General features: G+C 73.5%; 23 protein-coding genes. 16 read left to right on the top strand and 7 right to left on the bottom strand.

Annotated elements, in window-relative coordinates; genetic code table 11:
* Positions 1-10 precede the first annotated feature (10 nt).
* From I601_RS04505 to I601_RS04495, 3 genes are read right to left on the bottom strand one after another with little or no spacing between them, the layout of a single operon-like run.
* On the bottom strand, positions 11-1,555 hold the full coding sequence (locus I601_RS04505; protein ID WP_237089548.1) for a dihydrolipoyl dehydrogenase family protein: 1,545 nt from the start codon (positions 1,553-1,555) through the stop codon (positions 11-13).
* Positions 1,552-1,839, bottom strand: coding sequence for an anti-sigma factor (locus I601_RS04500; protein ID WP_068106900.1), 288 nt, complete (start codon positions 1,837-1,839; stop codon positions 1,552-1,554). Before I601_RS04500 ends, I601_RS04505 begins: the two co-directional genes overlap by 4 nt.
* Complete coding sequence (locus I601_RS04495; protein ID WP_237089547.1) at positions 1,839-2,465, bottom strand: RNA polymerase sigma factor; 627 nt, start codon at positions 2,463-2,465, stop codon at positions 1,839-1,841. The genes I601_RS04500 and I601_RS04495 overlap by 1 nt, the downstream gene beginning before the upstream one ends.
* A 109-nt stretch (positions 2,466-2,574) precedes the next feature.
* On the opposite strand from I601_RS04495, the gene I601_RS04490 reads away from it, so the two are divergent.
* The 6 genes from I601_RS04490 (at position 2,575) to I601_RS04465 (ending at position 8,246) form a co-directional block, all read left to right on the top strand.
* The gene (locus tag I601_RS04490; RefSeq protein WP_068106898.1) at positions 2,575-3,174 is read left to right on the top strand and encodes an antibiotic biosynthesis monooxygenase; all 600 of its coding nucleotides are present in this window, start codon (positions 2,575-2,577) and stop codon (positions 3,172-3,174) included.
* A 123-nt stretch (positions 3,175-3,297) separates the two neighbouring features.
* On the top strand, positions 3,298-4,980 hold the full coding sequence (locus I601_RS04485; protein ID WP_068106896.1) for a M28 family metallopeptidase: 1,683 nt from the start codon (positions 3,298-3,300) through the stop codon (positions 4,978-4,980).
* Positions 4,981-5,124: 144 nt separating this feature from the next.
* On the top strand, positions 5,125-5,997 hold the full coding sequence (locus tag I601_RS04480) for a phosphoribosylaminoimidazolesuccinocarboxamide synthase (protein ID WP_068114347.1): 873 nt from the start codon (positions 5,125-5,127) through the stop codon (positions 5,995-5,997).
* Entirely contained in the window at positions 5,994-6,422 is a 429-nt protein-coding gene (locus I601_RS04475) for an SRPBCC family protein (RefSeq protein WP_169834658.1), read from the top strand. The genes I601_RS04480 and I601_RS04475 overlap by 4 nt, the downstream gene beginning before the upstream one ends.
* Before the next feature lie 67 nt (positions 6,423-6,489).
* Positions 6,490-8,061: a long-chain-fatty-acid--CoA ligase gene (locus tag I601_RS04470; RefSeq protein ID WP_068106894.1), complete on the top strand. Its 1,572-nt coding sequence runs from the start codon at positions 6,490-6,492 to the stop codon at positions 8,059-8,061.
* Positions 8,058-8,246, top strand: a complete 189-nt coding sequence (locus I601_RS04465; RefSeq protein ID WP_068106892.1) for a hypothetical protein — start codon at positions 8,058-8,060, stop codon at positions 8,244-8,246. Before I601_RS04470 ends, I601_RS04465 begins: the two co-directional genes overlap by 4 nt.
* A gap of 88 nt (positions 8,247-8,334) precedes the next feature.
* Here the strand turns inward: I601_RS04465 and I601_RS04460 are convergent, their stop codons facing one another.
* A complete protein-coding gene (locus tag I601_RS04460) occupies positions 8,335-8,838 on the bottom strand; it encodes a YflT domain-containing protein (RefSeq protein ID WP_068106890.1) in 504 nt (167 codons plus the stop codon).
* 132 nt (positions 8,839-8,970) lie between these two features.
* Here I601_RS04460 and purS point away from each other — a divergent pair, with 132 nt between their 5' ends.
* Genes purS through I601_RS04445 form a run of 3 tightly spaced genes read left to right on the top strand, consistent with a single transcriptional unit; the run spans position 8,971 to position 10,339 of the window.
* Positions 8,971-9,234: a phosphoribosylformylglycinamidine synthase subunit PurS gene (purS, locus tag I601_RS04455; protein ID WP_068106888.1), complete on the top strand. Its 264-nt coding sequence runs from the start codon at positions 8,971-8,973 to the stop codon at positions 9,232-9,234.
* On the top strand, positions 9,231-9,899 hold the full coding sequence (gene purQ, locus I601_RS04450) for a phosphoribosylformylglycinamidine synthase subunit PurQ (RefSeq protein ID WP_068106886.1): 669 nt from the start codon (positions 9,231-9,233) through the stop codon (positions 9,897-9,899). Before purS ends, purQ begins: the two co-directional genes overlap by 4 nt.
* Positions 9,896-10,339, top strand: coding sequence for a DUF3817 domain-containing protein (locus I601_RS04445; protein ID WP_068106884.1), 444 nt, complete (start codon positions 9,896-9,898; stop codon positions 10,337-10,339). Before purQ ends, I601_RS04445 begins: the two co-directional genes overlap by 4 nt.
* A gap of 33 nt (positions 10,340-10,372) precedes the next feature.
* On the opposite strand, the gene I601_RS04440 is transcribed toward I601_RS04445, so the two are convergent.
* Positions 10,373-11,803 (bottom strand): glycoside hydrolase domain-containing protein, encoded by a 1,431-nt coding sequence (locus tag I601_RS04440; RefSeq protein WP_068106881.1) that lies wholly within the window; start codon positions 11,801-11,803, stop codon positions 10,373-10,375.
* 185 nt (positions 11,804-11,988) lie between these two features.
* Between I601_RS04440 and purL the strand changes: the two genes are divergently transcribed.
* The 4 genes from purL to I601_RS04420 all read left to right on the top strand — a co-directional run bounded on the left by purL (position 11,989) and on the right by I601_RS04420 (position 16,424).
* Positions 11,989-14,331: a phosphoribosylformylglycinamidine synthase subunit PurL gene (gene purL, locus I601_RS04435; protein WP_418303085.1), complete on the top strand. Its 2,343-nt coding sequence runs from the start codon at positions 11,989-11,991 to the stop codon at positions 14,329-14,331.
* Between the two features lie 87 nt (positions 14,332-14,418).
* Positions 14,419-14,967 (top strand): dihydrofolate reductase family protein, encoded by a 549-nt coding sequence (locus tag I601_RS04430; protein WP_068106879.1) that lies wholly within the window; start codon positions 14,419-14,421, stop codon positions 14,965-14,967.
* A 7-nt stretch (positions 14,968-14,974) separates the two neighbouring features.
* Entirely contained in the window at positions 14,975-15,397 is a 423-nt protein-coding gene (gene arfB / locus I601_RS04425; protein ID WP_068106877.1) for an alternative ribosome rescue aminoacyl-tRNA hydrolase ArfB, read from the top strand.
* A 175-nt stretch (positions 15,398-15,572) separates the two neighbouring features.
* Positions 15,573-16,424, top strand: a complete 852-nt coding sequence (locus I601_RS04420) for an alpha/beta hydrolase family protein (RefSeq protein WP_068106875.1) — start codon at positions 15,573-15,575, stop codon at positions 16,422-16,424.
* Positions 16,425-16,430: 6 nt separating this feature from the next.
* Here I601_RS04420 and I601_RS04415 read toward each other — a convergent pair whose 3' ends face one another.
* Positions 16,431-17,243, bottom strand: a complete 813-nt coding sequence (locus I601_RS04415; RefSeq protein WP_068106873.1) for a DNA-formamidopyrimidine glycosylase family protein — start codon at positions 17,241-17,243, stop codon at positions 16,431-16,433.
* An 18-nt stretch (positions 17,244-17,261) separates the two neighbouring features.
* Positions 17,262-18,110, bottom strand: coding sequence for an SCO6745 family protein (locus tag I601_RS04410; RefSeq protein WP_068106870.1), 849 nt, complete (start codon positions 18,108-18,110; stop codon positions 17,262-17,264).
* Between the two features lie 149 nt (positions 18,111-18,259).
* On the opposite strand from I601_RS04410, the gene I601_RS04405 reads away from it, so the two are divergent.
* From I601_RS04405 to I601_RS04395, 3 genes are all read left to right on the top strand, one after another.
* A complete protein-coding gene (locus I601_RS04405) occupies positions 18,260-18,619 on the top strand; it encodes a sterol carrier family protein (RefSeq protein WP_084527130.1) in 360 nt (119 codons plus the stop codon).
* Between the two features lie 45 nt (positions 18,620-18,664).
* Positions 18,665-20,302, top strand: coding sequence for a phospholipase D family protein (locus I601_RS04400; protein WP_068106869.1), 1,638 nt, complete (start codon positions 18,665-18,667; stop codon positions 20,300-20,302).
* Between the two features lie 166 nt (positions 20,303-20,468).
* On the top strand, positions 20,469-21,848 hold the full coding sequence (locus I601_RS04395; RefSeq protein ID WP_068106867.1) for a dipeptidase: 1,380 nt from the start codon (positions 20,469-20,471) through the stop codon (positions 21,846-21,848).
* Positions 21,849-21,873 lie beyond the last annotated feature (25 nt).

Here is a 21,873-nt window from a genome sequence, read left to right as displayed (position 1 = left end):
CTGACCGCCGTCAGGACCGGCCGGCCACCACGGACGCCCGGTGCTGGGCCCAGCGGCGCCGAGCGCGCGACAGGGTGCGGGTGGCGGCGGCCGGAACGGGCGCGGCCAGCTCCTCCCGGGTGCGGGCGACCGCGGCCTTGGAGACGGCGTCGGTCCACGCCGGGTAGGGGTGGATGGTGCCGGCGACGGTGCGCAGGCTGAGCCCGGCCTGGGCTGCGAGCGTCAGCTCGGCGAGCACCTCGCCGGCCCGGGGCCCCACGGCGCGGGCGCCGACGAGGCGGCCCTTGGCGTCGAGCACCACGGCGACCTCGCCGTCGGTGTCGGCCTCGGCGATCGCCCGGTCCACCTCGCCGTGGTCGACCCGGTGCACGGTGTGGGACTCCCGATCGGTCTCGGTGCCCAGGCCGAAGGAGGCCACCTCGGGCTGGGTGTAGGTGACGCGGGGGATGGTGTCGAGGCGCACCTTGCGGCGCAGGCCCAGCACGGCGTTGGAGGCGGCCAGGCTGCCGTGCATGCCCGCCACGTGGGTGAAGGCCGGGTGGCCGGTCAGGTCGCCGGCCGCCCAGATGCGCGGGTTCGCGGTGCGCAGCGCGTCGTCGACGACCACGTGGCCCCGCTCGGTGAGGTCGACGCCGGCCGCGTCGAGTCCGAGGTCACGGGTGCCGGGGGCGCGGCCGATGGCGACCAGCACCCGGTCGGTGGCCACCGAGCTGCCGTCGGAGAGGTGCACGGTCAGGTCGCCGGCGCTGCCCTCGACGCGCTCGACCGACACGTCCTCGCACAGGGTCACGCCGTCGGTGCGCAGGGCGGCGGCCACCAGGCTCGCCGCGTGCTCGTCCTCCGGGCCCAGGATGCGCGGGCCGGCCTCGACGATCGTCACGTCGCTGCCCAGGCGCGCGAACGCCTGGCCCAGCTCGCAGCCGATCGGCCCGCCGCCGAGCACCAGCAGCCGCCCGGGCAGCTCGGTGAGGTCCCAGACGGTGTCCGAGGTCAGGGGTGCGGACTCCGCGAGCCCGGGGATCCCCGGCACGACCGGGGAGGACCCGGTGGCCAGCAGCGCCTGGGCGAACCGCACCGGCTCGCCGTCGACGACCGCGCTCTGCGGGCCGGTGAGCACCGCGGTGCCGTGGGCGACGCTCACACCGGCCGACCGCAGCCGCTCGGGGGAGTCGACCGGCTCGATGCGCGCGATGGTGTCGTGCACGTGGGCCATCACCGCCGTGAAGTCCACCTCCGCCGCGCCCAGGTGCACCCCGAGCCGGGCGGCGTGGCGGGGTGCCGCGGCGGCGTGCGCGGCGGCGAGCAGCGCCTTGCTCGGGACGCAACCGGTCCACAGACAGTCGCCACCAGTGCGGTGCCGCTCGACCAGCAGGACGTGGGCGCCGAAGCCTGCGGCGGTGTGGGCGGCCACCAGCCCCGCGGTGCCGCCGCCGATGACGAGCAGGTCCCAGGGCCGCCCGTCGGGGCTGGTCAGCGGGTCGGAGCGGCGTCCGTCGGCGGCCGGTGCGCCGCTCTGGTCCGGGGCGTCGGTGGTGGTGCTGGTGCTGGTGGTCACGAGGGGTCTCCGTCGGTCAGGTCCTGCACGAGCTCGCGGGCCTTCTGCAGCGAGGCGGGGGGAGGGGAGCGGCGCTCGCCGAGCCGGTCGAGCGCCGAGTGCACCCGTCGCCGCTCGGTGGCCGAGGTGGCGCAGCGGTCGCACACCGCGAGGTGCCGCTGCAGGCGCTCGCGCTCGTCGGAGGCCAGCGGGACGGCCGGCTGCTCCTCGAGGTAGCGGTCGAGCACCCGGCCCGACCACCAGCACTCGATCATCGACCGGCTCATCGACACGGGTCCGCGCATCAGACGTCTCCTCTCGGGCGGCGGTGCGCCAGGGCGGCCCGCAGCCGGGCACGGCCGCGGCTGACGCGGGAGACGACGGTGCCGATCGGCACGTCGAGGGCCGCGGCGGCCTCGGCGTAGGTCAGGTGGTCGACGTCCACGAGCAGCACCGCCCGGCGGAACGGGTCGCTCAGCCCGGCCAGCGCCTCCGCGACGTCGACGTCGAAGCCCTGCTCGTCGACGATCTGCTCCGGTGAGGCGCCGGTGGCGGCCCCGAAGGCCGGGCGCTGCTGGGCCAGCCGGTCGTCGCCGACCAGGTCCGGCCGGGTGCGGCGCAGGCTGTTGAGGTGGGTGCGGCGCAGGATGGTCAGCAGCCAGGCGCGGGGGTGCCGGCCGTCGAAGCGGTCCGCTGCACGCCAGGCCCGCACCAGGGTGTCCTGGACGACGTCGTCGGCGTCGCTCCACGACCCGGTCAGGGTGTGCGCCACCCGCAGCAGCACCTCGACCTCCGGCTCCACCCAGGTCGCGAACGCCCGCGCCCGGGCGTCGGGGCGCGCACCTGTCACGGGCTCGGCGAGGGGGGTCATGTCCTCGGAACCCGGCGGGAGCGGCGGTTCCATCCCGCCGGGGTCGGTGCTGGGAACCATCACCCCATCCTGTCGCACCCCGTCCGGTCGCACCTCGTCCCGGTCGCGTCGACCGTGCGCTCCGGCGTCGGCTTGGCACGCGCCCCCGTCGCCCGCGACGATCCTGGGTATGAGCAACCCCGTCACCGTGTCCATCACCCGGCACCTCGACCCCGGCCGGGAGGCCGAGATGGTGAGCTGGCTCCAGGCGGGCACGTCGCTGGCCCAGCAGTTCCCCGGCTTCCTGGGGGCCGGCTGGGTGCGACCGGAGGCCGACTCCGAGACGTGGCACATGCTCTACCGCTTCGACGACGCCGAGGCGCTCGCCCACTGGGAGGGCTCGCCCCAGCGGCAGTGGTGGCGCGACGCGGCCACCGGCCTGGGCGTGCGCGACTCGCGGGTGGAGCGGCGTACGGGCATCGAGGGGTGGTTCGACGAGCCCACGAACCGCGACGTGCGCGACCTGCGGGTCAACCCGGCACCCCCGCCGCGGTGGAAGCAGGCGGTGACGATCTTCCTCGTCTTCTACCCCCTCAGCCTGGTGGCCAACTGGGGCGCGGGCGCCTACGTCGGCGACCTGGTGCTGGCGTTGCGGGTGCTGGTCACGGTGCTGGTGATGACCCCGGTGATGACCTATCTCGCCCTGCCGTGGGTGACTCGCAAGATGCAGTGGTTCCTGCAGGGCCAGCCGCCGCCGTGGCGCCGCCGGACCCGCGCCACGAACGACTGACCGTGCGGTCGGTATTTGCCGACCACCCCTTGTGGCCCAGGTCACATCGTGTTTAGGGTGACGCCCACCTGACGCGCCCGCTCCGGATCAGCCGGACGCCGGGCCGACTCCTCGGAGGAACACGTGCATCTCGGATCACTCTCCCGTGCCGCCGTCTCGGCACTGGCCGCCACCACCGCCGTCGCCCTCGTCGCCGGCGGGGTCAACGCCAGCGCTGACGACGCCGCCCCCGACGCCGCCGCCACCACCGCCGAGCGCGGCAAGGCCAAGGGCTTCGACCTGTCCAAGCAGCTGACCAAGCGGGTCAAGCCGGGCGCCATCGGCGAGCGGCTCGACGCGCTCCAGCAGATCGCCGACGCGAACGACGGCAACCGTGCCTCGGGCACCCCGGGCTACGCCGCCAGCCGCGACTACGTGGTGAAGACGCTGAAGAAGGCCGGCTACAAGCCGGAGGTGCAGACCTTCGAGTTCGCCTTCTACGAGGAGAACTCGCCGGCCACGCTCGCCCAGACCGCCCCCGACGCGACGACGTACGCCTCGCCGGACGACTTCTCGTCCATGACCTACTCGGGTTCCGGTGACGTGACCGCCGAGGTCGTCCCCGTCGACACCGACGGCACCGTGAACGGCTCCAGCACCAGCGGCTGCGAGGCCGAGGACTTCGCTTCCTTCCCCGCGGGCTCGATCGCGCTGGTCCAGCGCGGCACCTGCGCGTTCGGCCAGAAGGCGTCCAACGCCGAGGAGGCGGGCGCCGCCGGCGTCATCGTCTTCAACTCCGGCGTCGAGGGGCGCACCGACTCCTTCGTCGGCACCCTGGGAGCGCCCGGCTACGAGATCCCGGTCTTCGGCAGCTCCTTCGCCGTGGGTCAGGACCTGATCGACCCGGCCGGCACCGAGGTCACGATGACCGCCGACACCACCTCCGAGCTCCGCGACACCTACAACGTCATCGCCGAGACCCGAGGCGGCGACCCGGACAACGTCGTGATGGCCGGCTCGCACCTCGACAGCGTCACCGAGGGCCCGGGCATCAACGACAACGGCTCCGGCTCGGCCAGCATCCTCGAGACCGCGGTCAAGCTCGCCAAGTTCGACAAGAAGAACAAGCAGAAGGGCAAGAAGGGCAAGGGCAACAAGGGCAAGGGCAAGCTCGAGAACCAGGTGCGCTTCGCCTGGTGGGGAGCAGAGGAGCTCGGCCTGCTCGGGTCCGAGCACTACGTCGGTGAGCTGAGCCAGGAGGAGATCGACGAGATCGCCCTCTACCTCAACTTCGACATGGTCGGCTCGCCCAACTACGTGCGCTTCGTCTACGACGGCGACAACTCCGAGGGCGGTGGCGCGGTCGGCCCGGCCGGCTCCGACGACATCGAGGCGATGTTCAACGACTACTTCGACAGCGTCGACCTCGCCTCCGAGGCGACCCCGTTCAGCGGTCGCTCCGACTACGGGCCGTTCATCGCCGAGGGCGTCGACATCCCGTCCGGTGGTCTGTTCACCGGCGCCGAGGGCGTCAAGACCGAGGAGCAGGCGGAGATCTACGGCGGCGAGGCCGGCGTGGCCTACGACGTCTGCTACCACGCCGAGTGCGACGACCGCGACAACGTCAGCATGGACGCGATCGACGAGATGTCCGACGCCATCGCCCACGCGATCGCGACGTACGCCGTGAGCACCGAGGGCCTCGGCGAGGGCTCGACCGAGCCCGCCCCGCGGCTGACGAAGGCGGAGCGCAAGTCCGCGGACAAGGCGGCTCGCAACGCCGAGCTGCACCCGGCGCACGACCACCGGGACGGCCTGCGTCGCTGAGCGGCTGACACACCCAGCACGACCGACGGGGCCGGCCCGGGGGAGCGATCCCCCGGCCCGGCCCCGTCGCCGTCCGTGCCGCGGCCCTACGCTGAGCTCGTGAGCGCCGACCTCAACATCCCGCCCGCCCCCGCCCTCGACGGCATGCGCCACCTGCACTCGGGCAAGGTGCGTGACCTGTACGAGGTCGAGTCCGGCGAGCACGCCGGCCAGCTGCTGGTCGTGGCCAGCGACCGGCTCTCGATCTTCGACTTCGTGCTCGACACGACCATCCCCGACAAGGGCGAGATCCTGACCCGGATGTCGCTGTGGTGGTTCGAGCAGCTCGCCGACCTCGTCCCGCACCACGTGCTGTCCACCGAGGTGCCCGCCGCGGTCCGCGGCCGTGCGGTCGTGTGCGAGCGGCTCGACATGTTCCCCGTCGAGTGCGTGGCCCGCGGCTACCTCACCGGATCGGGGCTGCTCGACTACGACGCCACCGGCGAGGTCTGCGGCGTCGCGCTGCCGGCCGGACTCGTCGACGGCAGCCGGCTCCCGGAGCCGGTGTTCACCCCCGCCACCAAGGCCGACCTCGGCGAGCACGACGAGAACGTCTCGTACGCCGCCGTCGCGGAGCGCATCGGCGCGGACGACGCCGCCCACCTGCGCGAGCTGACCCTCGCCGTCTACCGCCGCGCCGACGACCTCGCTCGCGAGCGCGGCATCATCCTGGCCGACACCAAGCTCGAGTTCGGGCGCTCCGAGGGGCGGGCCCGCCACGCCGCGGGCACGATCGTCCTCGGCGACGAGGTGCTCACCCCGGACTCCTCACGCTTCTGGCCCGCCGACGCCTGGCAGCCCGGGCGCACCCAGCCCTCGTACGACAAGCAGATCGTGCGCAACTGGGCGCTGTCGGCCGGGTCCGGCTGGGACCGCTCCACGGGCGCGGCGCCGCCGCCGCTGCCCGCCGAGGTCGTCGAGCGCACCCGGGGCCGCTACATCGAGGCCTACGAGCTGCTCACCGGCGAGTCCTGGTGAGCCGGTCCGAGCGCACGGTGGGCGGCACCGTCGCCTTCGCGTGCCCGCCCGAGGTCGCCTTCGACTACCTCGTCGACCCGCACCGGCGCCCCGAGTGGCAGTCCAGCCTGGCCGCCGTCGAGCAGGTCGTGGGCGAGCCGGGCCCCGGCCAGCGCTGGATCGACGTGACCCGCCCCGGGCTGCGACCGGCGATGGAGACCACGACGTACGAGCGAGCGCACCGGTGGTCCGAGCGCGGCACCTGGCGCGCGGTGCGCGCCACCCTCGACCTGACCCTGACCCCCACGGCCGCCGGCTGCGACGTCGCCTTCGGCTTCCGGATCAGCGGTCCCGGCCCGCTGCGCCCGCTCGGCCTGCTGCTCAGCGCGGTCTCCGTGCTGCCCGTGCGGGCCGATCTGCGCCGGGCCGCCCGGAACTGTGCCTGAGGGGCCTGTTGCCTCTCGGGAGGGGTCGGTAGGTTGAGCCCTCCACCAACGTGACGGAGGCCACCGCGTGACCAGCTTCAACCTTGCGAGCCTGCTCGAGGGCACCACCGAGCAGCACGCCGACCGCGACGCCATCATCTTCGGCGACACCCGGCTCACCTACGCCCAGGTCAACGGCGCAGCCAACCAGATCGCCAACCTGCTGGTCTCGCGTGGGATCCAGCCCGGCGACAAGGTGGCCCTGAGCTGCCCGAACCTGCCCTACTTCTCGCTCGTGTACTACGGCATCCTGAAGGCCGGTGCCAGCGTGGTGCCGCTCAACGTGCTGCTCAAGGGCCGCGAGGTGGCCTACCACCTGGCCGACTCCGACGCGAAGGCGTTCTTCTGCTTCCAGGGCACCCCCGAGCTGCCGATCGGCGCCGAGGGCCACGCCGGCTTCTCCGAAACCGACGCGTGCGAGCACTTCTTCATGATCACCGCCGACCCGGCCGCGGAGTCCCCCATCGAGGGCACCGAGACCATGGGCCGCGCGATGGCCCAGCAGCCGCCCACGTTCGAGACGGTGCAGACCGACGAGGACGACACCGCGGTCATCCTGTACACCTCTGGCACCACCGGTCAGCCCAAGGGTGCCGAGCTGCGGCACCGCAACATGCGCGACAACGCACTGGCCGGAGCCGACCTCTTCGGGGCCAGCGCCGAGCGGCCCGACACCTACCTGTGCGTGCTGCCGCTGTTCCACTCCTTCGGCCAGACGGTCATCCAGAACGGGGCGTTCGCGTTCGCCGGCACCGTGGTGATGCTGCCCCGCTTCGAGGCGCAGCCCGCGCTCGACCTGATGCTGCGTGAGGAGGTGACCTTCTTCGCGGGTGTCCCGACCATGTACTGGGGGCTGCTGGGTGCGCTGACGCCCGAGACGGACGTCTCCGCCCTGGCCGCCAACCTGCGGGTCGCCGCCGCCGGCGGCTCGGCGCTCCCGGTGGAGGTGCACAAGGACTTCCAGAAGAAGTTCGGCGTCACGATCCTGGAGGGCTACGGCCTCTCCGAGACCAGCCCCGTCGCCTCGTTCTCGCCGTACGGCGAGGAGCCGCGGGTCGGCTCGATCGGCACCCCGATCCCCGGGGTGGAGATGAAGCTGATCAGCCCCGAGCCGGGCGACTGGAGCGACATCGAGGACACCGGCCCCGACGCGGTCGGCGAGATCGCCATCAAGGGCCACAACATCATGAAGGGCTACTACGGGCGCCCCGACGCCACCGACGAGTCCATCCGCGACGGCTGGTTCCGCTCCGGCGACCTGGGTCGCAAGGACGAGGACGGCTGGTACTACATCGTCGACCGGTCCAAGGACATGATCATCCGGGGCGGCTACAACGTGTACCCGCGCGAGGTCGAGGAGGTGCTGATGAGCCACCCCGACGTCTCGCTCGCCGCCGTGATCGGCGTGCCGCACGACTCGCACGGCGAGGAGATCAAGGCCGTGCTGATCATGAACGAGGGCTCCACCACCACCGAGGACGAGATCGTCGCGTGGGCCAAGGAGCAGATGGCCGGCTACAAGTACCCCCGCATCGTGCAGTTCAGCAAGGACCTCCCGATGACGGCGACCGGCAAGATCCTCAAGCGCGAGCTGTCGTGACCCCAGCCCGCATCCTCGGGCTGGTGGTGGCGTTGCTGATGATCGTCGGAGGGGCCGCGGTGACCTACCTCGGCCTCTCCTACGACGGTCCCGACGGGGGCGACCGCACCCTGGGCACGCTCGGTCCGATCCTCGCCGGCCTCGGCGTGGCGCTGAGCATCGTCGTCGTCCAGACCCGCCACTGACCCGGCCCAGATATCGCGTCGACCCGGCCCAGATGTCCCGTCGACCCGGCGCAGATGTACCGCCAGGTCGCGGGTCGCGGGTCGCGGGTCAGGCGAAGGGGTTGGGCAGCGCCCCCGGCAGGTCGGCGAGCAGCTCGCGGGCGCGGGCGGCGGACTTGTGCTCGACCAGCACCTCGTAGCGGGTGGCCACGACGCTGGTGACCGAGGAGAAGTCGCGCCGGCCCCGGGTGGCGGCGTACCCGGTGAGGGCGAAGACGAGCCCGAAGAGCGCGCCGATCAGCACCGTGGGCAGGAACGTCGCAACGATGCCCTCGTCGGTGAGCAGCATGAAGATCAGGCCGATGAAGACGCCGAACCAGGCGCCCGAGGCGGCCCCGCCCGCGGCCACGCGACCGGTGGTGAGACGGCCGGTGATGCGCTCGACCCGCTTGAGGTCGGTGCCGACGATCATGCACTGCTCGACCGGGAACTTCTCGTCGGAGAGGTGGTCGACGGTGCGCTGGGCGGCGGCGTAGTCGTCGTAGACGGCCAGGGACTGGGGGAACTCCAGGGGCAGCGCGGCGCGTGCCGAGGAGCCGACATTCATGCTCATGTCCCCATTGTGCCGGGGGTGTGAGCAGGCGGTGTGTCGCAACCGGCACCCGTGCGGGTCGGTGCTGCGGCCGCGGGCGCCTAGGATTGGCCCTGCCCGACCCCTGTCCCTCCCTTGCAACAGGAGCGCTCCGTGCCCCGAGTCGTCGTCGACGTGATGCCCAAGCCCGAGATCCTCGACCCCCAGGGCAAGGCGGTCCACGGCGCCCTGCCGCGACTCGGCTTCACCGGGGTCAGCGACGTCCGCCAGGGCAAGCGGTTCGAGCTCGAGGTCGAGGGCCCGGTCACCGACGAGGTGCTGGCCGAGGTGGCCCGGATGGCCGAGACCCTGCTCTCGAACCCGGTGATCGAGAACTACACCGTGCGCATCGAGGAGTCCGTCGAGGTGCAGGCGTGAAGATCGGCGTCGTCACGTTCCCGGGTTCCCTCGACGACGTCGACGCCCAGCGCGCGGTGAGCTTCGGCGGCCACGAGGCCGTCGCCCTGTGGCACGGCGACCACGACCTCAAGGCGGTCGACGCGGTCGTCCTCCCCGGCGGCTTCTCGTACGGCGACTACCTGCGCTGCGGCGCCATCTCGCGGTTCTCCCCGGTCATGACCGAGGTCATCGCGGCAGCCGAGCGCGGGATGCCGGTGCTCGGCATCTGCAACGGCTTCCAGATCCTCTGCGAGTCGCACCTGCTGCCCGGTGCGCTGATCCGCAACGACCACCGCCGGTTCGTGTGCCGTGACCAGCGGCTGCGCATCGAGAACGTCGACACACCCTGGACCGCCGCCTACGCGTCCGGCCAGGAGATCACCGTCGTGCTCAAGAACGGCGAGGGCGGCTACGTCGCCGACGAGGCCACCCTCGACCGGCTCGAGGGCGAGGGCCGGGTCGTGGCGCGCTACCTCGACATCAACCCCAACGGCTCGATGCGCGACATCGCAGGCGTGAGCAACGAGCGCGGCAACGTCGTCGGGCTGATGCCGCACCCCGAGCACGCGGTCGAGGACCTCACCGGCTCGGGCACCGACGGCCTCGGCTTCTTCACCAGCCTGGCCGAGCAGGTCTTCGCGTGAGCCCGCTGCGGCTGTTCCGGTGGGTGGCGGTCGCCGAGGCGGTCACCTGGACCCTGCTGCTGTGCGGGATGTTCCTAAAGTACGTCACCGAGACCACCGAGCTCGGCGTCCGGGTCTTCGGCATGCTGCACGGCATCGTCTTCGTGGCGTACGCCGTCACCACGGTCGTCGTCGCGATCGACCAGCGCTGGAGCCGCGGGACGACCGTCCTCGGGCTGGCCTCGGCGGTGCCGCCGTTCCTGACGATCTGGTTCGACCGTCGCGCCGAGCGCCGCGGCCTGCTGGGCGCCACCTGGCGGCTGCGGGCCGAGGACCCGCAGGGCCTCGAGCGCCCCGTCTCCTGGCTGGTGCGCAACCCCGGTCGCGGCCTCGCCAGCGGGGTGGCTACCGTCGCGGCGCTCACCGGCGTCGCGCTGCTGGCCGGCCCGCCCGTCGGCTGAGCCGGCCCCACGCCACCCGGAGCCGGCAGGACCTCAGCTGCGGATCCCGCGCTGCAGCCTCTTCCAGGTGCGGGCGTTGACGACGCCGGAGGCGTCGATCCCGACCCGGCGCTGCCAGTCCTTGACGCCCTTCTCCAGGGCGGACCCGTAGACCCCGGTGACCGCGACCTTCGCCTTCGGTGACGCGGCGTTCAGCGACCGCTGCAGGCGGCGTACGGCGTCTCCGCTCGAGCCGAACTTGGTGGTGGTCTTGGAGCCGGCCGACAGCAGCGACATCCAGTGCGTGCGCGACCAGAGGTCCTGCTCGGCGAAGCCGTGCTCGCGCTGCCAGCGCTGCGTGGCCTTGACGACCCGGGGGCCGTAGGCGCCGGAGATGTCGCCCTCGAAGTAGCCCTTCTGCTTCAGCAGGCACTGCAGGGCCGCGACCTTCGCGGGGTCGGCGCGCTTGGTGCCCTTCTTGGTCTGGCGCGGCGGGCGGAGCAGCTCGTAGGACTGCCAGTTCACCCGGGTGCCGTTGCAGGCCTCGCCCTGGGGGCGGGCGGTGGTGCCCTGGCCGAGGTCGAGGTAGTTGGAGTCGATGTTGATCCGCACCCCGCCCCACGTCTCGTCGTGCCCGCCGCGGTACTGCTTGACGCGGCCGCCGGGGCGCCAGCCGTCCTCGCGGATGTAGCTGCTGGAGGTGTTGGCCACACCGTCCCAGCGGGCCAGCCAGATCGCGTCGGGCAGCGCGAACCGGGCGGGCCGGGTCACGCGGGCGTCGTCGAGCGCCTTGATGCCCGACGAGACGCTGGAGTAGACGCCGGAGACGTACTCGAGGGTGTGCAGCTTCTGGGTCCACCCCGACAGGAAGGACAGTGCGGACTCGCGGCAGTCGGTGTTGGTGTGGTCGAAGCCCTCGAGGTCGTACCAGAGGGTGCTGCCCTCGCCGATCTTGAGCGCCTGCGCGGCGGCGACGGCGGAGACCGCCTCGCGTCGACCCATCTTCAGCGCCTTGACGTACTTGCCGTTCTTGCCGGGCCGGGGGTCGATCGTGCGGTCGTCGTCGTAGCGCGGGAAGCGCGGCTGGCAGGAAGCCTGCGGGCCCAGGGTGATCGGCAGCAGCCGCCAGCCCTTGGTGGCCTGCTTGACGACCCAGCCGGGGGTGAGGTTGGGCTGGTTGCGGCAGGCCCGGGAGTCGCCGGAGATGTAGATGCCGACAGCGGAGAACGGCGAGGTGCGCCACCAGGTGTTCATCGACTTCTGGGTCGGCGCCAGGCACTGGTCGAAGCCGTAGCCGGTGAAGTCGCCGGGCGTGACGACCTGGCCCTCCTCGACGGTGGGCGCGCGGCGCTCGCTGCTGCTCGGGCCCTCCGCCGCTGTCGCGGCGACGGTGGCGGACTGGGCGGCGACGCCGGTGGCAGCGAGCACGCCGCTGAGCGCGCCGGCGAGTGCCAGGCGGACCCGGGGGGAGGTCGGTCGGGGCATCGGAGACTCCTGTGGCGCGGGGGCAGAACGGAGCCCAGGCGACCCGGGCTGCGTCACCTTAACCACACCAGTCACACGAGTAACAGCCTTCGCCGTGAACTACAGACGTGTAGTTTCCGCAGGTCAGAGGGGGTGTGCCGAGTCACGCACGGTCGGGGAGAGCCGCGGAGCCCGCCGCCGGTACATTGACCTCCGTGCCTGAGGACCCCGTGCAGCCCCGCATCTCCGCTCTCGACACCGTCGCCGCCGCGACCAGCGACCCGGGACGCGACCAGCCCTGGGCCGACCTGGGGCTCAAGGCCGACGAGTACGCGAAGATCCGCGAGATCCTCGGGCGCCGGCCCACCTCCAGCGAGCTGGCGATGTACTCGGTGATGTGGAGCGAGCACTGCTCCTACAAGTCCTCCAAGGTGCACCTCAAGCAGTTCTCCGAGATCCCCCAGGAGACCCCCGCCGGCGCGATGCTGGCCGGGATCGGGGAGAACGCCGGCGTCATCGACGTGGGCCAGGGCTACGCGGTGACCTTCAAGGTCGAGTCGCACAACCACCCGTCGTACGTCGAGCCCTACCAGGGCGCCGCCACCGGCATCGGCGGCATCGTGCGCGACATCCTCGCGATGGGCGCGCGGCCCGTGGCGGTCATGGACCCGTTGCGCTTCGGCCCGCTCGACGCCCCGGACACCCACCGGGTGCTGCCCGGGATCGTGGCCGGCGTCGGCGGCTACGGCAACTGCCTGGGCCTGCCGAACATCGGCGGTGAGGCCGTCTTCGACGCGTCCTACCTCGGCAACCCGCTCGTCAACGCGCTGTGCGTCGGCGTGCTGCGCCACGAGGACCTGCACCTGGCCAAGGCCTCGGGTGCAGGCAACCAGGTGATCCTGTACGGCGCCCGCACCGGCGGCGACGGGATCGGCGGCGTCTCGGTGCTGGCCAGCGAGACCTTCGACGCGGACGGCCCAGCCAAGCGGCCCAGCGTGCAGGTCGGCGACCCCTTCATGGAGAAGCTGCTCATCGAGTGCACCCTCGAGATCTTCGCCGCCGGCCTGGTCGCCGGCATCCAGGACCTCGGCGGCGCCGGCCTGTCGTGCGCCACCTCCGAGCTGGCCTCGGCCGGTGACGGCGGCATGCACGTCGAGCTCGACCGGGTGCCGCTGCGCGACTCCACCCTGGCTCCCGAGGAGATCCTCATGAGCGAGAGCCAGGAGCGGATGATGGCGGTCGTCGAGCCCGGCGACGTCGAGGCGTTCATGGCGATCTGCGCCAAGTGGGACGTCGAGGCCGTCGTCGTCGGAGAGGTGACCGACACCGGTCGCCTCGAGATCGACTGGCACGGCGAGCGGGTCGTCGACGTGCCCCCGCGCTCGGTCGCGCACGACGGACCGACGTACGAGCGCCCCTTCGCCCGCCCCTCGTGGCAGGACGCGCTGCAGGCCGACCGCGCCGAGGCGCTGGCCCGGCCCACCACCGGTGCGGAGCTGCGCGAGACGCTGCTGCGCCTGGTCGCCAGCCCCAACCTGTGCGACAAGTCGTGGATCACCGACCAGTACGACCGCTACGTGCGCGGCAACACCGTGCTGGCCCAGCCGTCGGACTCCGGCATGGTGCGCATCGACGAGGAGACCAACCTCGGCGTCGCCGTCTCGACCGACTGCAACGGCCGCTTCGCCAAGCTCGACCCCTACACCGGAGCCCGGCTCGCGCTGGCCGAGTCCTACCGCAACGTGGCCACCGGCGGCGCGACCCCGCTGGCGATCTCGGACTGCCTGAACTTCGGCTCGCCCGAGGACCCCGACGTGATGTGGCAGTTCGCCGAGGCCTGCCGCGGCCTCAAGGAGGGCTGCCTCGAGCTCGGCATCCCCGTGACCGGCGGCAACGTCAGCCTCTACAACCAGACCGGTGAGACCGCGATCCTGCCGACGCCGGTCGTCGCCGTGCTGGGCGTCATCGAGGACGTCACCCTGCGCACGCCGACCGGCTGGCGCTCCGTCGAGGGCGACGACCCCGGCGAGAGCGTGGTGCTGCTCGGCGAGACCCGCGAGGAGCTGTCCGGCTCGGAGTGGGCCCACGTGGTGCACGGCCACCTCGGCGGGCTGCCGCCGCAGGTCGACCTGGCCGCGGAGAAGTCGCTGGCCGAGCTGCTGCGCGCCGCCGCCGGCGGCGCCGCCGGGCTGCTGACCAGCGCCCACGACGTCTCCGACGGCGGGCTGGCCCAGACGCTGGCCGAGTCCGCCCTGTCGAACATGTGCGGCGTGCGGGTCGACCTGTCCGAGGTCGCCGGCGGCGACCCCTTCGTCGCGCTCTTCGCCGAGTCGGCCGGGCGGGCCGTGGTGACCGTGGACCACGACGACCTCGGTGCGCTGCTGGCGCTGGCCGCCGAGCACGGCGTGCCCGCGACCCCGCTGGGTCGCACCGGCGGCGACGAGCTGGTCGTCGACGGGGCCTTCGAGCTGAACCTGCTCAAGCTGCGCTCCGCCTGGATCGCCACCCTGCCGGCCGCCCTCGGCGGCGAGCTGGGGGTCATCGCCTGACCCCGGCCGCAGGGTCGCGATGATTCCCGGCGCCGGGGCCGGTCGGTAGCACCGAACCAGCCGCCACCACCCACCCGAGGAGCCCCCATGGGTCGCATCGTGTCCACGTTCTTCACCACCCTCGACTCGGTCGTCGAGTCGCCCCACGAGTGGGACGGGCCGTACTTCGACGACGCGATGGGCGAGGCGATGACCCGCTACCAGTCCTCGGTGACCGCCTACCTGATGGGCAGCACGCTCTACCGCGAGTGGGCGGCGTACTGGCCGGGCAACGAGGACGACGACTTCGGGCCGTTCATCAACGCGCTGCCCAAGCACGTGCTGTCGAACAGCCTCACCGAGGCCGGCTGGCCGGGCAGCGCGCTCGTCTCCGGCAGCGAGGACGAGGTCGAGTCGCAGGTGCGCGAGATCAGGGCGCGCACCGAGGGCGACATCGGCATGACGGGCTGCGCCACCACGGTCTCCTGGCTGCTGCGGCGCGGCCTGGTCGACGAGCTGCAGCTCTTCGTCGACCCGGTCGTGGTGGGCCGGGGCCAGCGGCTCTTCGCCGCCGACGGCCAGCAGGTGCCGCTGACCCTGCTCGAGCAGACGGTGTTCCCCACCGGGGTCCTGCACCTGCGCTACGCGCCTGCATGATGGACCGGTGCCCGACGACCTGCCCGTGACGCGGACCCTGGTGATCCCGGGTTCCGAGCTGAGCGAGCGCTTCTCGCGCTCCTCGGGCCCGGGCGGCCAGGGCGTGAACACGACCGACTCCCGCGTCGAGCTGTCGTACGACGTCGCGGCGGCCTCGCTGCCGGAGCCGGTGCGGGCCCGGCTCCTCGACGCCCTGGCCGGCCGGCTCGTCGACGGGGTGCTCACCGTGGCGGCGTCGGAGTACCGCAACCAGCTCGCCAACCGCCGCGCCGCCCGCGAACGCCTCGCCGCGCTGGTGCGCAGCGCGGCCGGCCCGCCACCCGCGAAGCGTCGCCCGACCAAGCCCACCCGCGGCTCCCAGCGCCGCCGCCTGGACGCGAAGAAGCGTCGCGGCGAGACCAAGCGCCTGCGCCGGGGCCCCGCCGAGTGAGGGACGAGCAGTCACTTTCGCACCATCGACCGGTCAGTTTCGCACCGCCGAGCGGTCGATCGGGGGCCGTTGCTGCGTGCCGCGACTGACCTCTCGATGGTGCAGAACTGACTGCTCGGTGGTGCAGAAGTGACCGCTCGGCCGTCGGGGGTGGCGGTGGCTACGAAGGAGAGGTGTGCATCGTCGTAACCTGCTGGTCCTGCCCGCGCTCGCGGCCGTCGCCGTGGCGGCCGCCGCCTGCGCCACCGGCCCCGAGGAGGTCCCGCCCGTGCCTGACGACGCCACGACCGAGGAGCTCGGCTACGGCGAGGACCCGAGCCAGTACGCCGTGCTGACCCGCCCCGCGGCCGCCCCGCGGGGCGTCGCGGTGGTGGTGCACGGCGGGTTCTGGAAGGCGGAGTACGGCATCGAGTACGCCGAGCCCCTCGTCCCCAGCCTCGTCGAGGCGGGCTGGGCGGTGCTGGCGCTGGAGTACCGCCGGGTCGGCACCGGGGCCGGCGCGGGCGGCGGCGTGCCCGAGACGCTCGACGACGTCGCCGCCGGCATCGACCTCCTCGCGGACCTGGAGCTCGGGGTCGACCTCGCCGCGGTGCCGGTCGTCGCGATCGGGCACTCCGCGGGCGGCCACCTGGCCACCTGGGCGGCCTCCCGCACCCGCCACGACCGGTGGGCCGGCGGGGTCGGGCTGACCCACGTGGTCTCCCAGGCCGGCGTGCTCGACCTGGTCGCGGCAGACGCGGCCGGACTGGGCGGAGGAGCGGTGGCGGCGTTCCTCGGTCGGGCCCCGGGCCCGCAGGACGCCTCGGTCGACCCGCTGCGCCAGGTGCCGCTCGACCAGCCGGTCTGGTGCGTGCACGGGCGCGACGACACGGTCGTGCCGCCGTCGCAGTCGCAGACCTACGTCGACACCGCCCGCGCCGCCGGGGCGAGCGCGGAGCTGGTGGAGGTCGAGGGTGATCACTTCACCGTCGTCGACCCCGCGTCCCCGGCCTGGGGGCGCACCCTGGAGATCCTCGCCGACCTCTGACCCTGGTCACCGCTGCGGACGCAGGGGGCCGGGCTGGCAGTGCGGGCACCACCAGGTGCGCCGGTTCGCCGGGTCGTTCGGCACCTCGTCGACCATCTGCACCACGCGCCCGCAGCGCAGGCACGGACGGCGCTGGCGCCCCGCGACCCAGTGGCTCTCCCCGCGGCGGCCGGTGCCGGTGGTGACCTGGTAGGCGCCCGGCACCAGGGCGGAGTGCCGCAGGGCCCGGGCGGCCAGCGTCACCAGTCGCTCGACGTCGACCTCGCCGACCGGGGTCCACGGGCTGCGACCGATGATGAACGCGAGCTCGTTGGCCCACAGGTTGCCCAGTCCGGCCATCCGGGTCTGGTCGAGCAACGCGCCGACCAGGGGGACCTCGGGCGCCGCGCGCAGGCGGCGTACGGCCTCGGCGGCGTCGAAGTCGTCGTGCAGCGGGTCCGGGCCGAGGTGACCGACGAGCCGCGACTCCTCGGCGGTGGCGACCAGGTCGAGCTGGTGCAGCCGCAGCCCCCACGCGGTGGTGCCCGCCGTCGTCTCGAGCGCGACCCGCACGTCCGGCAGCAGGCGCGACGGCAGCCTCCGGCCCGGCCGGGTCACCGACCACTCGCCGTCCATCAGCAGGTGGCTGTGCAGGGTGACCCCGCCGGAGAAGCGGGTGAGCAGGTGCTTGCCGTGCGTGGCGTGCTCGAGCACCTCGCGCCCGGCGAGGTCACGGGTGGCCAGGCTCGGCACGCGCAGGTCCGAGCGCGCGACGGTGCGACCGAGCAGGCTGCGGTCCAGGCGTCTCGCCAGCTTGTGGACGCTGTCGCCCTCGGGCACGTCGGGTGGCCGGCCGGGTCAGGCGAAGACGCCGGCCGGGAAGACGCCGCCGGCGAGCATCTGCTTGACCCAGGGACGTCCCAGCGTGCGCAGCCGCTCGGTGCCCTCGTCCCCCAGGGCCGCCCACGGGGCGTGCCCGCGCTCGTCGGTGTCCGCCTCGATCGCGGTCCGCAGCGCCACGCCCGCCTCGGTGAGGGTGCCGTCGGCGCCCATCAGGCCGCGGTCGGCCAGCGCGACGACGCACGCCTGCCACTGCTCCTCGGACCATCCGCGCGTCGCCTGGGCGGCCGGCACCGTGAAGCCGGTCCCCGTCGCGGTGTGGGTCACCAGCGACTCCAGGCCGCTCAGCCCGTGCGCGAGGGTCGTGGCCACGTGCCCGTCGCCCCGGTGCTCCCGGATCAGCGTCAGGGCGTGGAAGAGCACCAGGTGCGGCTCCTCGGGCCACGCCTGGTCGGCGTGCGCGGCGTACAGCGCGCGGCCCTCGGGGGTGCACCCGGCCGCAGCGGTCCGGGCCAGCTCGGCCGCCTCGGCCATCTCGGGGGACTCGAGGACCTCCGCACCGAGCAGCCGCCGGTACGCCGCGTCGACGCCGCGGTAGCGCGCCGCCATGACCTGCTCGGGGTCGGCGGCCTCCCAGCAGGCCGGCACGAAGCGCTCGACCAGCGAGGGCGCGAAGACGGAGAAGGTGGCGACGACGGGGCCGGGACCGACCCGACCCATCGCGGCCGCGCGCGAGGCGAAGTAGGCGCCGCGGCCCTTGCGGACACCGAGCGCGGTGACCTCCTGCTCGACCTCGGGCACGAAGTACCCCAGCGCGTGCAGGGTCTCCAGCGAACGGGCGGTGCGGCCGGACGAGTGCGGATCCATGGTCCCTGTCTACCCGGCGCACCCGAGCCGTGCCCACCCCCGTGCCCACCCCCGTGCCCACCCCCGTGCCCACCCCCGTGCCCACCCCCGTGCCCACCCCCGTGCCCACCCCCGCACGTGCCGTCGGGCACCGCACTAGGCTGCCCAGGGTGCCCGCCCGACTGCGCCTCGCCGACCCCGCCGACGTCGCTGACGCCCTGCAACGGGTCGCGGCCGGGGCGGGGGAGCGGGCCGATCTCCGCCTGCTGGTCAAGCACTTCATGGCGGTGCTCGAGCAGCGCGCCCCCGGGCACTCGGTGGAGGTCCGGGTGCCGCCGTACGCCGCGGTCCAGGTGATCCCCGGCGTCCGGCACACCCGCGGCACCCCGCCGGCCGTGGTGGAGACCGACGCCGCGACCTGGATCGCACTGGCCACCGGTGAGCTGACCTGGGCCGCAGCCGAGGACTCCGGTCGCGTCAGTGCCTCGGGCCAGCGCGCCGACCTCGCCCCGCACCTGCCGCTCACCTGAGACATCGGCGACCGGCGGTCGGAGGCCAGGGTCTAGCCTCCAGCCATGCCTCCCCACCCCGATCCGCGCGACTGGTTCCTCACCCGCGCGGAACGAGGCAACCCGGCCACCCGTCTCGACGACGCCCACCGTGACGACGCGTTCACGACCGGCAACCTGGCCCGGCCGCTCGTGCACGGCCAGACCTACTTCGCCGAGCTGCACCGGTGCCTCGAGGCGGCGGGCGAGGGCGACCTGGTCTGGTTCACCGACTGGCAGTCCAACCCCGACCAGCAGCTGACCGACGACCCCGGCAGCGAGCTCGTCGAGGTGCTCGGCCGCGCGCTCGACCGTGGGGTCGACGTGCGGGCCCTGGTCTGGCGCTCGCAGGCGGGCATGTTCGGCTACGCGCACGAGGAGCACCGCGAGCTCGGGGACCTGCTGCAGGCACGCGGCGCCGACGTCCAGCTCGACATGCGGGTGACGCGGGTCGGTGCGCACCACCAGAAGTTCTGCGTCATCCGGCACCGCGACGACCCGAGCCGCGACGTCGCCTTCCTGGGCGGCATCGACCTGTGCCACGGGCGCCGCGACGACGCCCGGCACGGCGGCGACCCGCAGGCCGAGCCGGTCGCCGAGGAGTACGGCGCCCGCCCGCCGTGGCACGACGTGCAGGTCGCCCTGCAGGGGCCGGTCGTGCACGACGTCGAGACCGTCTTCCGGGAACGCTGGGAGGACTCGACGCCCACGACCCGCAACCCGGTGCGCCGGCTGCGAGACGCCCGCGCGGACCTCGACGAGGCCCGGCTCCCGCTCCCGCCGCAGGCCCCGCCGCCGCCGAAGGTCGGCGGTGCCGACCACGCCGTCCAGCTGCTGCGCACCTACCCGGTGCTGGGCGCGGGGTGGGCCTTCGACTTCGCGCCCGAGGGGGAGCGGTCGGTGGCGCGGGGCTACACGAAGGCGGTCCAGCACGCCAGGAGGCTCATCTACGTCGAGGACCAGTTCCTGTGGGGCAGGGAGATGAGCACCGTCCTCGTCGACGCCCTCGAGGCCAACCCGGGTCTGCACCTGGTCGTGGTGCTGCCGCAGTTCCCCGACCAGGACGGCTGGTTCGCCCGGGACCCGCAGGTCTTCGGGCGACTGCGCGGCGTGCAGCGGCTGCTGCTGACCGCACCCGACCGGGTCGCCTTCTACGGCCTGGAGAACCACGCCGGCACGCCCGTCTACGTGCACGCCAAGGTCTGCGTGCTCGACGACTCCTGGTCCTCGATCGGCTCGGACAACTTCAACCGCCGGTCGTGGACCAACGACTCCGAGCTCTCCGCCGCCATGATCGATCGGAGCCCCGCGGACGGCGCCGGCTTCGCCCGGCGGCTCCGCCTCACGCTGGCCGCCGAGCACCTCGACCGGCTCGACCCCGACGAGCTGACCTGCCTCGAGGACATGGAGGACGCCGGCCTGCTCGAGGTGATGGCCGACTGCGTGGACCCCGTCGGGATGTTCGAGCAGTTCGCGAAGAGCGCCGATGCTCTCGAGGACTGGCACGCCGGTGGTCGGGTCGGCCCGCGCCCGCCGGGGCGGCTGCGCCGCCTGCCCGAGCCCCGGCTGTCGGTGCTGCGCCAGCTCGTCGCCGCCCCCAGCTACCGCCTGGTCCACGACCCCGACGGCCGGTCCTGGCGGATGCGCCGACGCAAGGCCTTCTGACCGGCCCCTCGCCCGGCCCAGGCCGCCGGCCCCGCTCCGGCTGGCCGGGAGGTTCATCGGCCGGCCGACGTAACCCCCGGGTGGCCGATGAAGTTTCAGCGTCCACCCGCCAGGTTCATCGGCCGGCCGATGAAACTCCCGCTGGCCGCCCCACTACCGTGGCGCCATGAGCTCCCACGCCGACCTCACCGACCTGCGGGCCCGCGTCACCGACGTGCTGCCCGGCCTGCGCAGCGACCTCGAGGACCTGGTCCGCATCGAGTCCGTGAGCGCCGACCCCGCCCGCGCCGGCGAGGTACGCCGCAGCGCCGAGGCCGTGCGCGCGCTGCTGGCCGCGGAGGGCATGGACACCGAGGTGGTGAGCATCGACGGTGGCGCGCCCGCGGTGATCGGGCACAAGGCCGGCCCGGCGGGTGCGCCGACGGTGCTGCTCTACGCCCACCACGACGTGCAGCCCGAGAACGACCACGCCGACTGGGACTCCCCGCCGTTCGAGCCCACCGAGCGCGACTCCCCGAGCGGGCGCCGGCTCTTCGCCCGTGGCGCGGCCGACGACAAGGCCGGCATCGTGGCCCACCTGGGCGCGCTGCGGGTCTTCGGCGACGACCTGCCGGTCAGCGTCACCGTCTTCGTCGAGGGTGAGGAGGAGGTCGGCTCCGAGACCCTCCCGGCGCTGCTCGCGGCCCACCAGGAGCGGCTGCGCGCCGACGTGATCGTGATCGCCGACTCCGGCAACTGGGACGTCGGCGTCCCGGCGCTGACCACCAGCCTGCGCGGCCTGGTGCGCGCCGACGTCGAGGTGCGCACGCTGACCCACGCGGTGCACTCGGGCATGTGGGGCGGGCTGGTGCCCGACGCGCTGATGACGCTGAGCAGGCTGGTCGCGACCCTGCACGACGACGAGGGCGACGTGGCGATCGCCGGTCTGCACGCCGGCCCCGCGGCCGACGTGGACTACCCCGAGGAGCGGCTGCGTGCCGAGTCCGGCGCCGCCCCCGGTACCCACTGGATCGGCAGCGGCTCCGCCGTCGAGCGGCTGTGGACCAAGCCCGCGCTGAGCATCACCGGCCTCGACGCCCCGAAGGTCGAGGGCTCCAGCAACACCCTGGTGCCCGCGGCGCGGGCCCGGATCTCGCTGCGCATCGCCCCCGGCGACACCGCCGAGAACGCCGTCGCCCGGCTCCGCGAGCACCTCGACCAGCACGTCGCCTGGGGTGCGGAGCTGAGCGTGACGATCGTCGACACCGGGGAGGCCACCCGGATCGACGCCACCGGCCCGGCATACGACGCGGCCCGTGCGGCCTTCGCGGAGGCCTGGGACGGCACCCGGCCGATCGACATGGGTGTGGGCGGCTCCATCCCGTTCATCGCCGAGTTCCTCGAGTCGTTCCCGCGGGCCAGCGTGCTCGTGACCGGCGTCGAGGACCCCGACACCCGTGCGCACGGCGCCAACGAGGGTCTGCACCTGGCCGAGTTCGAGCGGGTGGTGCTCGCCGAGACGCTGCTGCTCGCCCGGCTCGCGGAGGCCGGCGCGCCCACGGACTGAGATGCCCCGGCGGGTAAAAATCCGT

The organism is Nocardioides dokdonensis FR1436, assembly GCF_001653335.1.
In the GTDB taxonomy this organism is placed as follows: domain Bacteria; phylum Actinomycetota; class Actinomycetes; order Propionibacteriales; family Nocardioidaceae; genus Nocardioides; species Nocardioides dokdonensis.
The sequence above is the reverse complement of the archived record's forward strand: the minus strand, read 5'-3'. Positions and strand labels throughout refer to the sequence as shown.

Coding starts and splice junctions, on each gene's coding strand:
- I601_RS04400 (WP_068106869.1), top strand. CDS start 18,665: ATGCCTCCCCACCCCGATCCGCGCGACTGGTTCCTCACCCGCGCGGAA.
- I601_RS04495 (WP_237089547.1), bottom strand. CDS start 2,465: ATGGTTCCCAGCACCGACCCCGGCGGGATGGAACCGCCGCTCCCGCCG.
- I601_RS04440 (WP_068106881.1), bottom strand. CDS start 11,803: ATGCCCCGACCGACCTCCCCCCGGGTCCGCCTGGCACTCGCCGGCGCG.
- I601_RS04490 (WP_068106898.1), top strand. CDS start 2,575: ATGAGCAACCCCGTCACCGTGTCCATCACCCGGCACCTCGACCCCGGC.
- I601_RS04395 (WP_068106867.1), top strand. CDS start 20,469: ATGAGCTCCCACGCCGACCTCACCGACCTGCGGGCCCGCGTCACCGAC.
- I601_RS04430 (WP_068106879.1), top strand. CDS start 14,419: ATGGGTCGCATCGTGTCCACGTTCTTCACCACCCTCGACTCGGTCGTC.
- I601_RS04480 (WP_068114347.1), top strand. CDS start 5,125: ATGCGCCACCTGCACTCGGGCAAGGTGCGTGACCTGTACGAGGTCGAG.
- I601_RS04460 (WP_068106890.1), bottom strand. CDS start 8,838: ATGAGCATGAATGTCGGCTCCTCGGCACGCGCCGCGCTGCCCCTGGAG.
- I601_RS04410 (WP_068106870.1), bottom strand. CDS start 18,110: ATGGATCCGCACTCGTCCGGCCGCACCGCCCGTTCGCTGGAGACCCTG.
- I601_RS04500 (WP_068106900.1), bottom strand. CDS start 1,839: ATGCGCGGACCCGTGTCGATGAGCCGGTCGATGATCGAGTGCTGGTGG.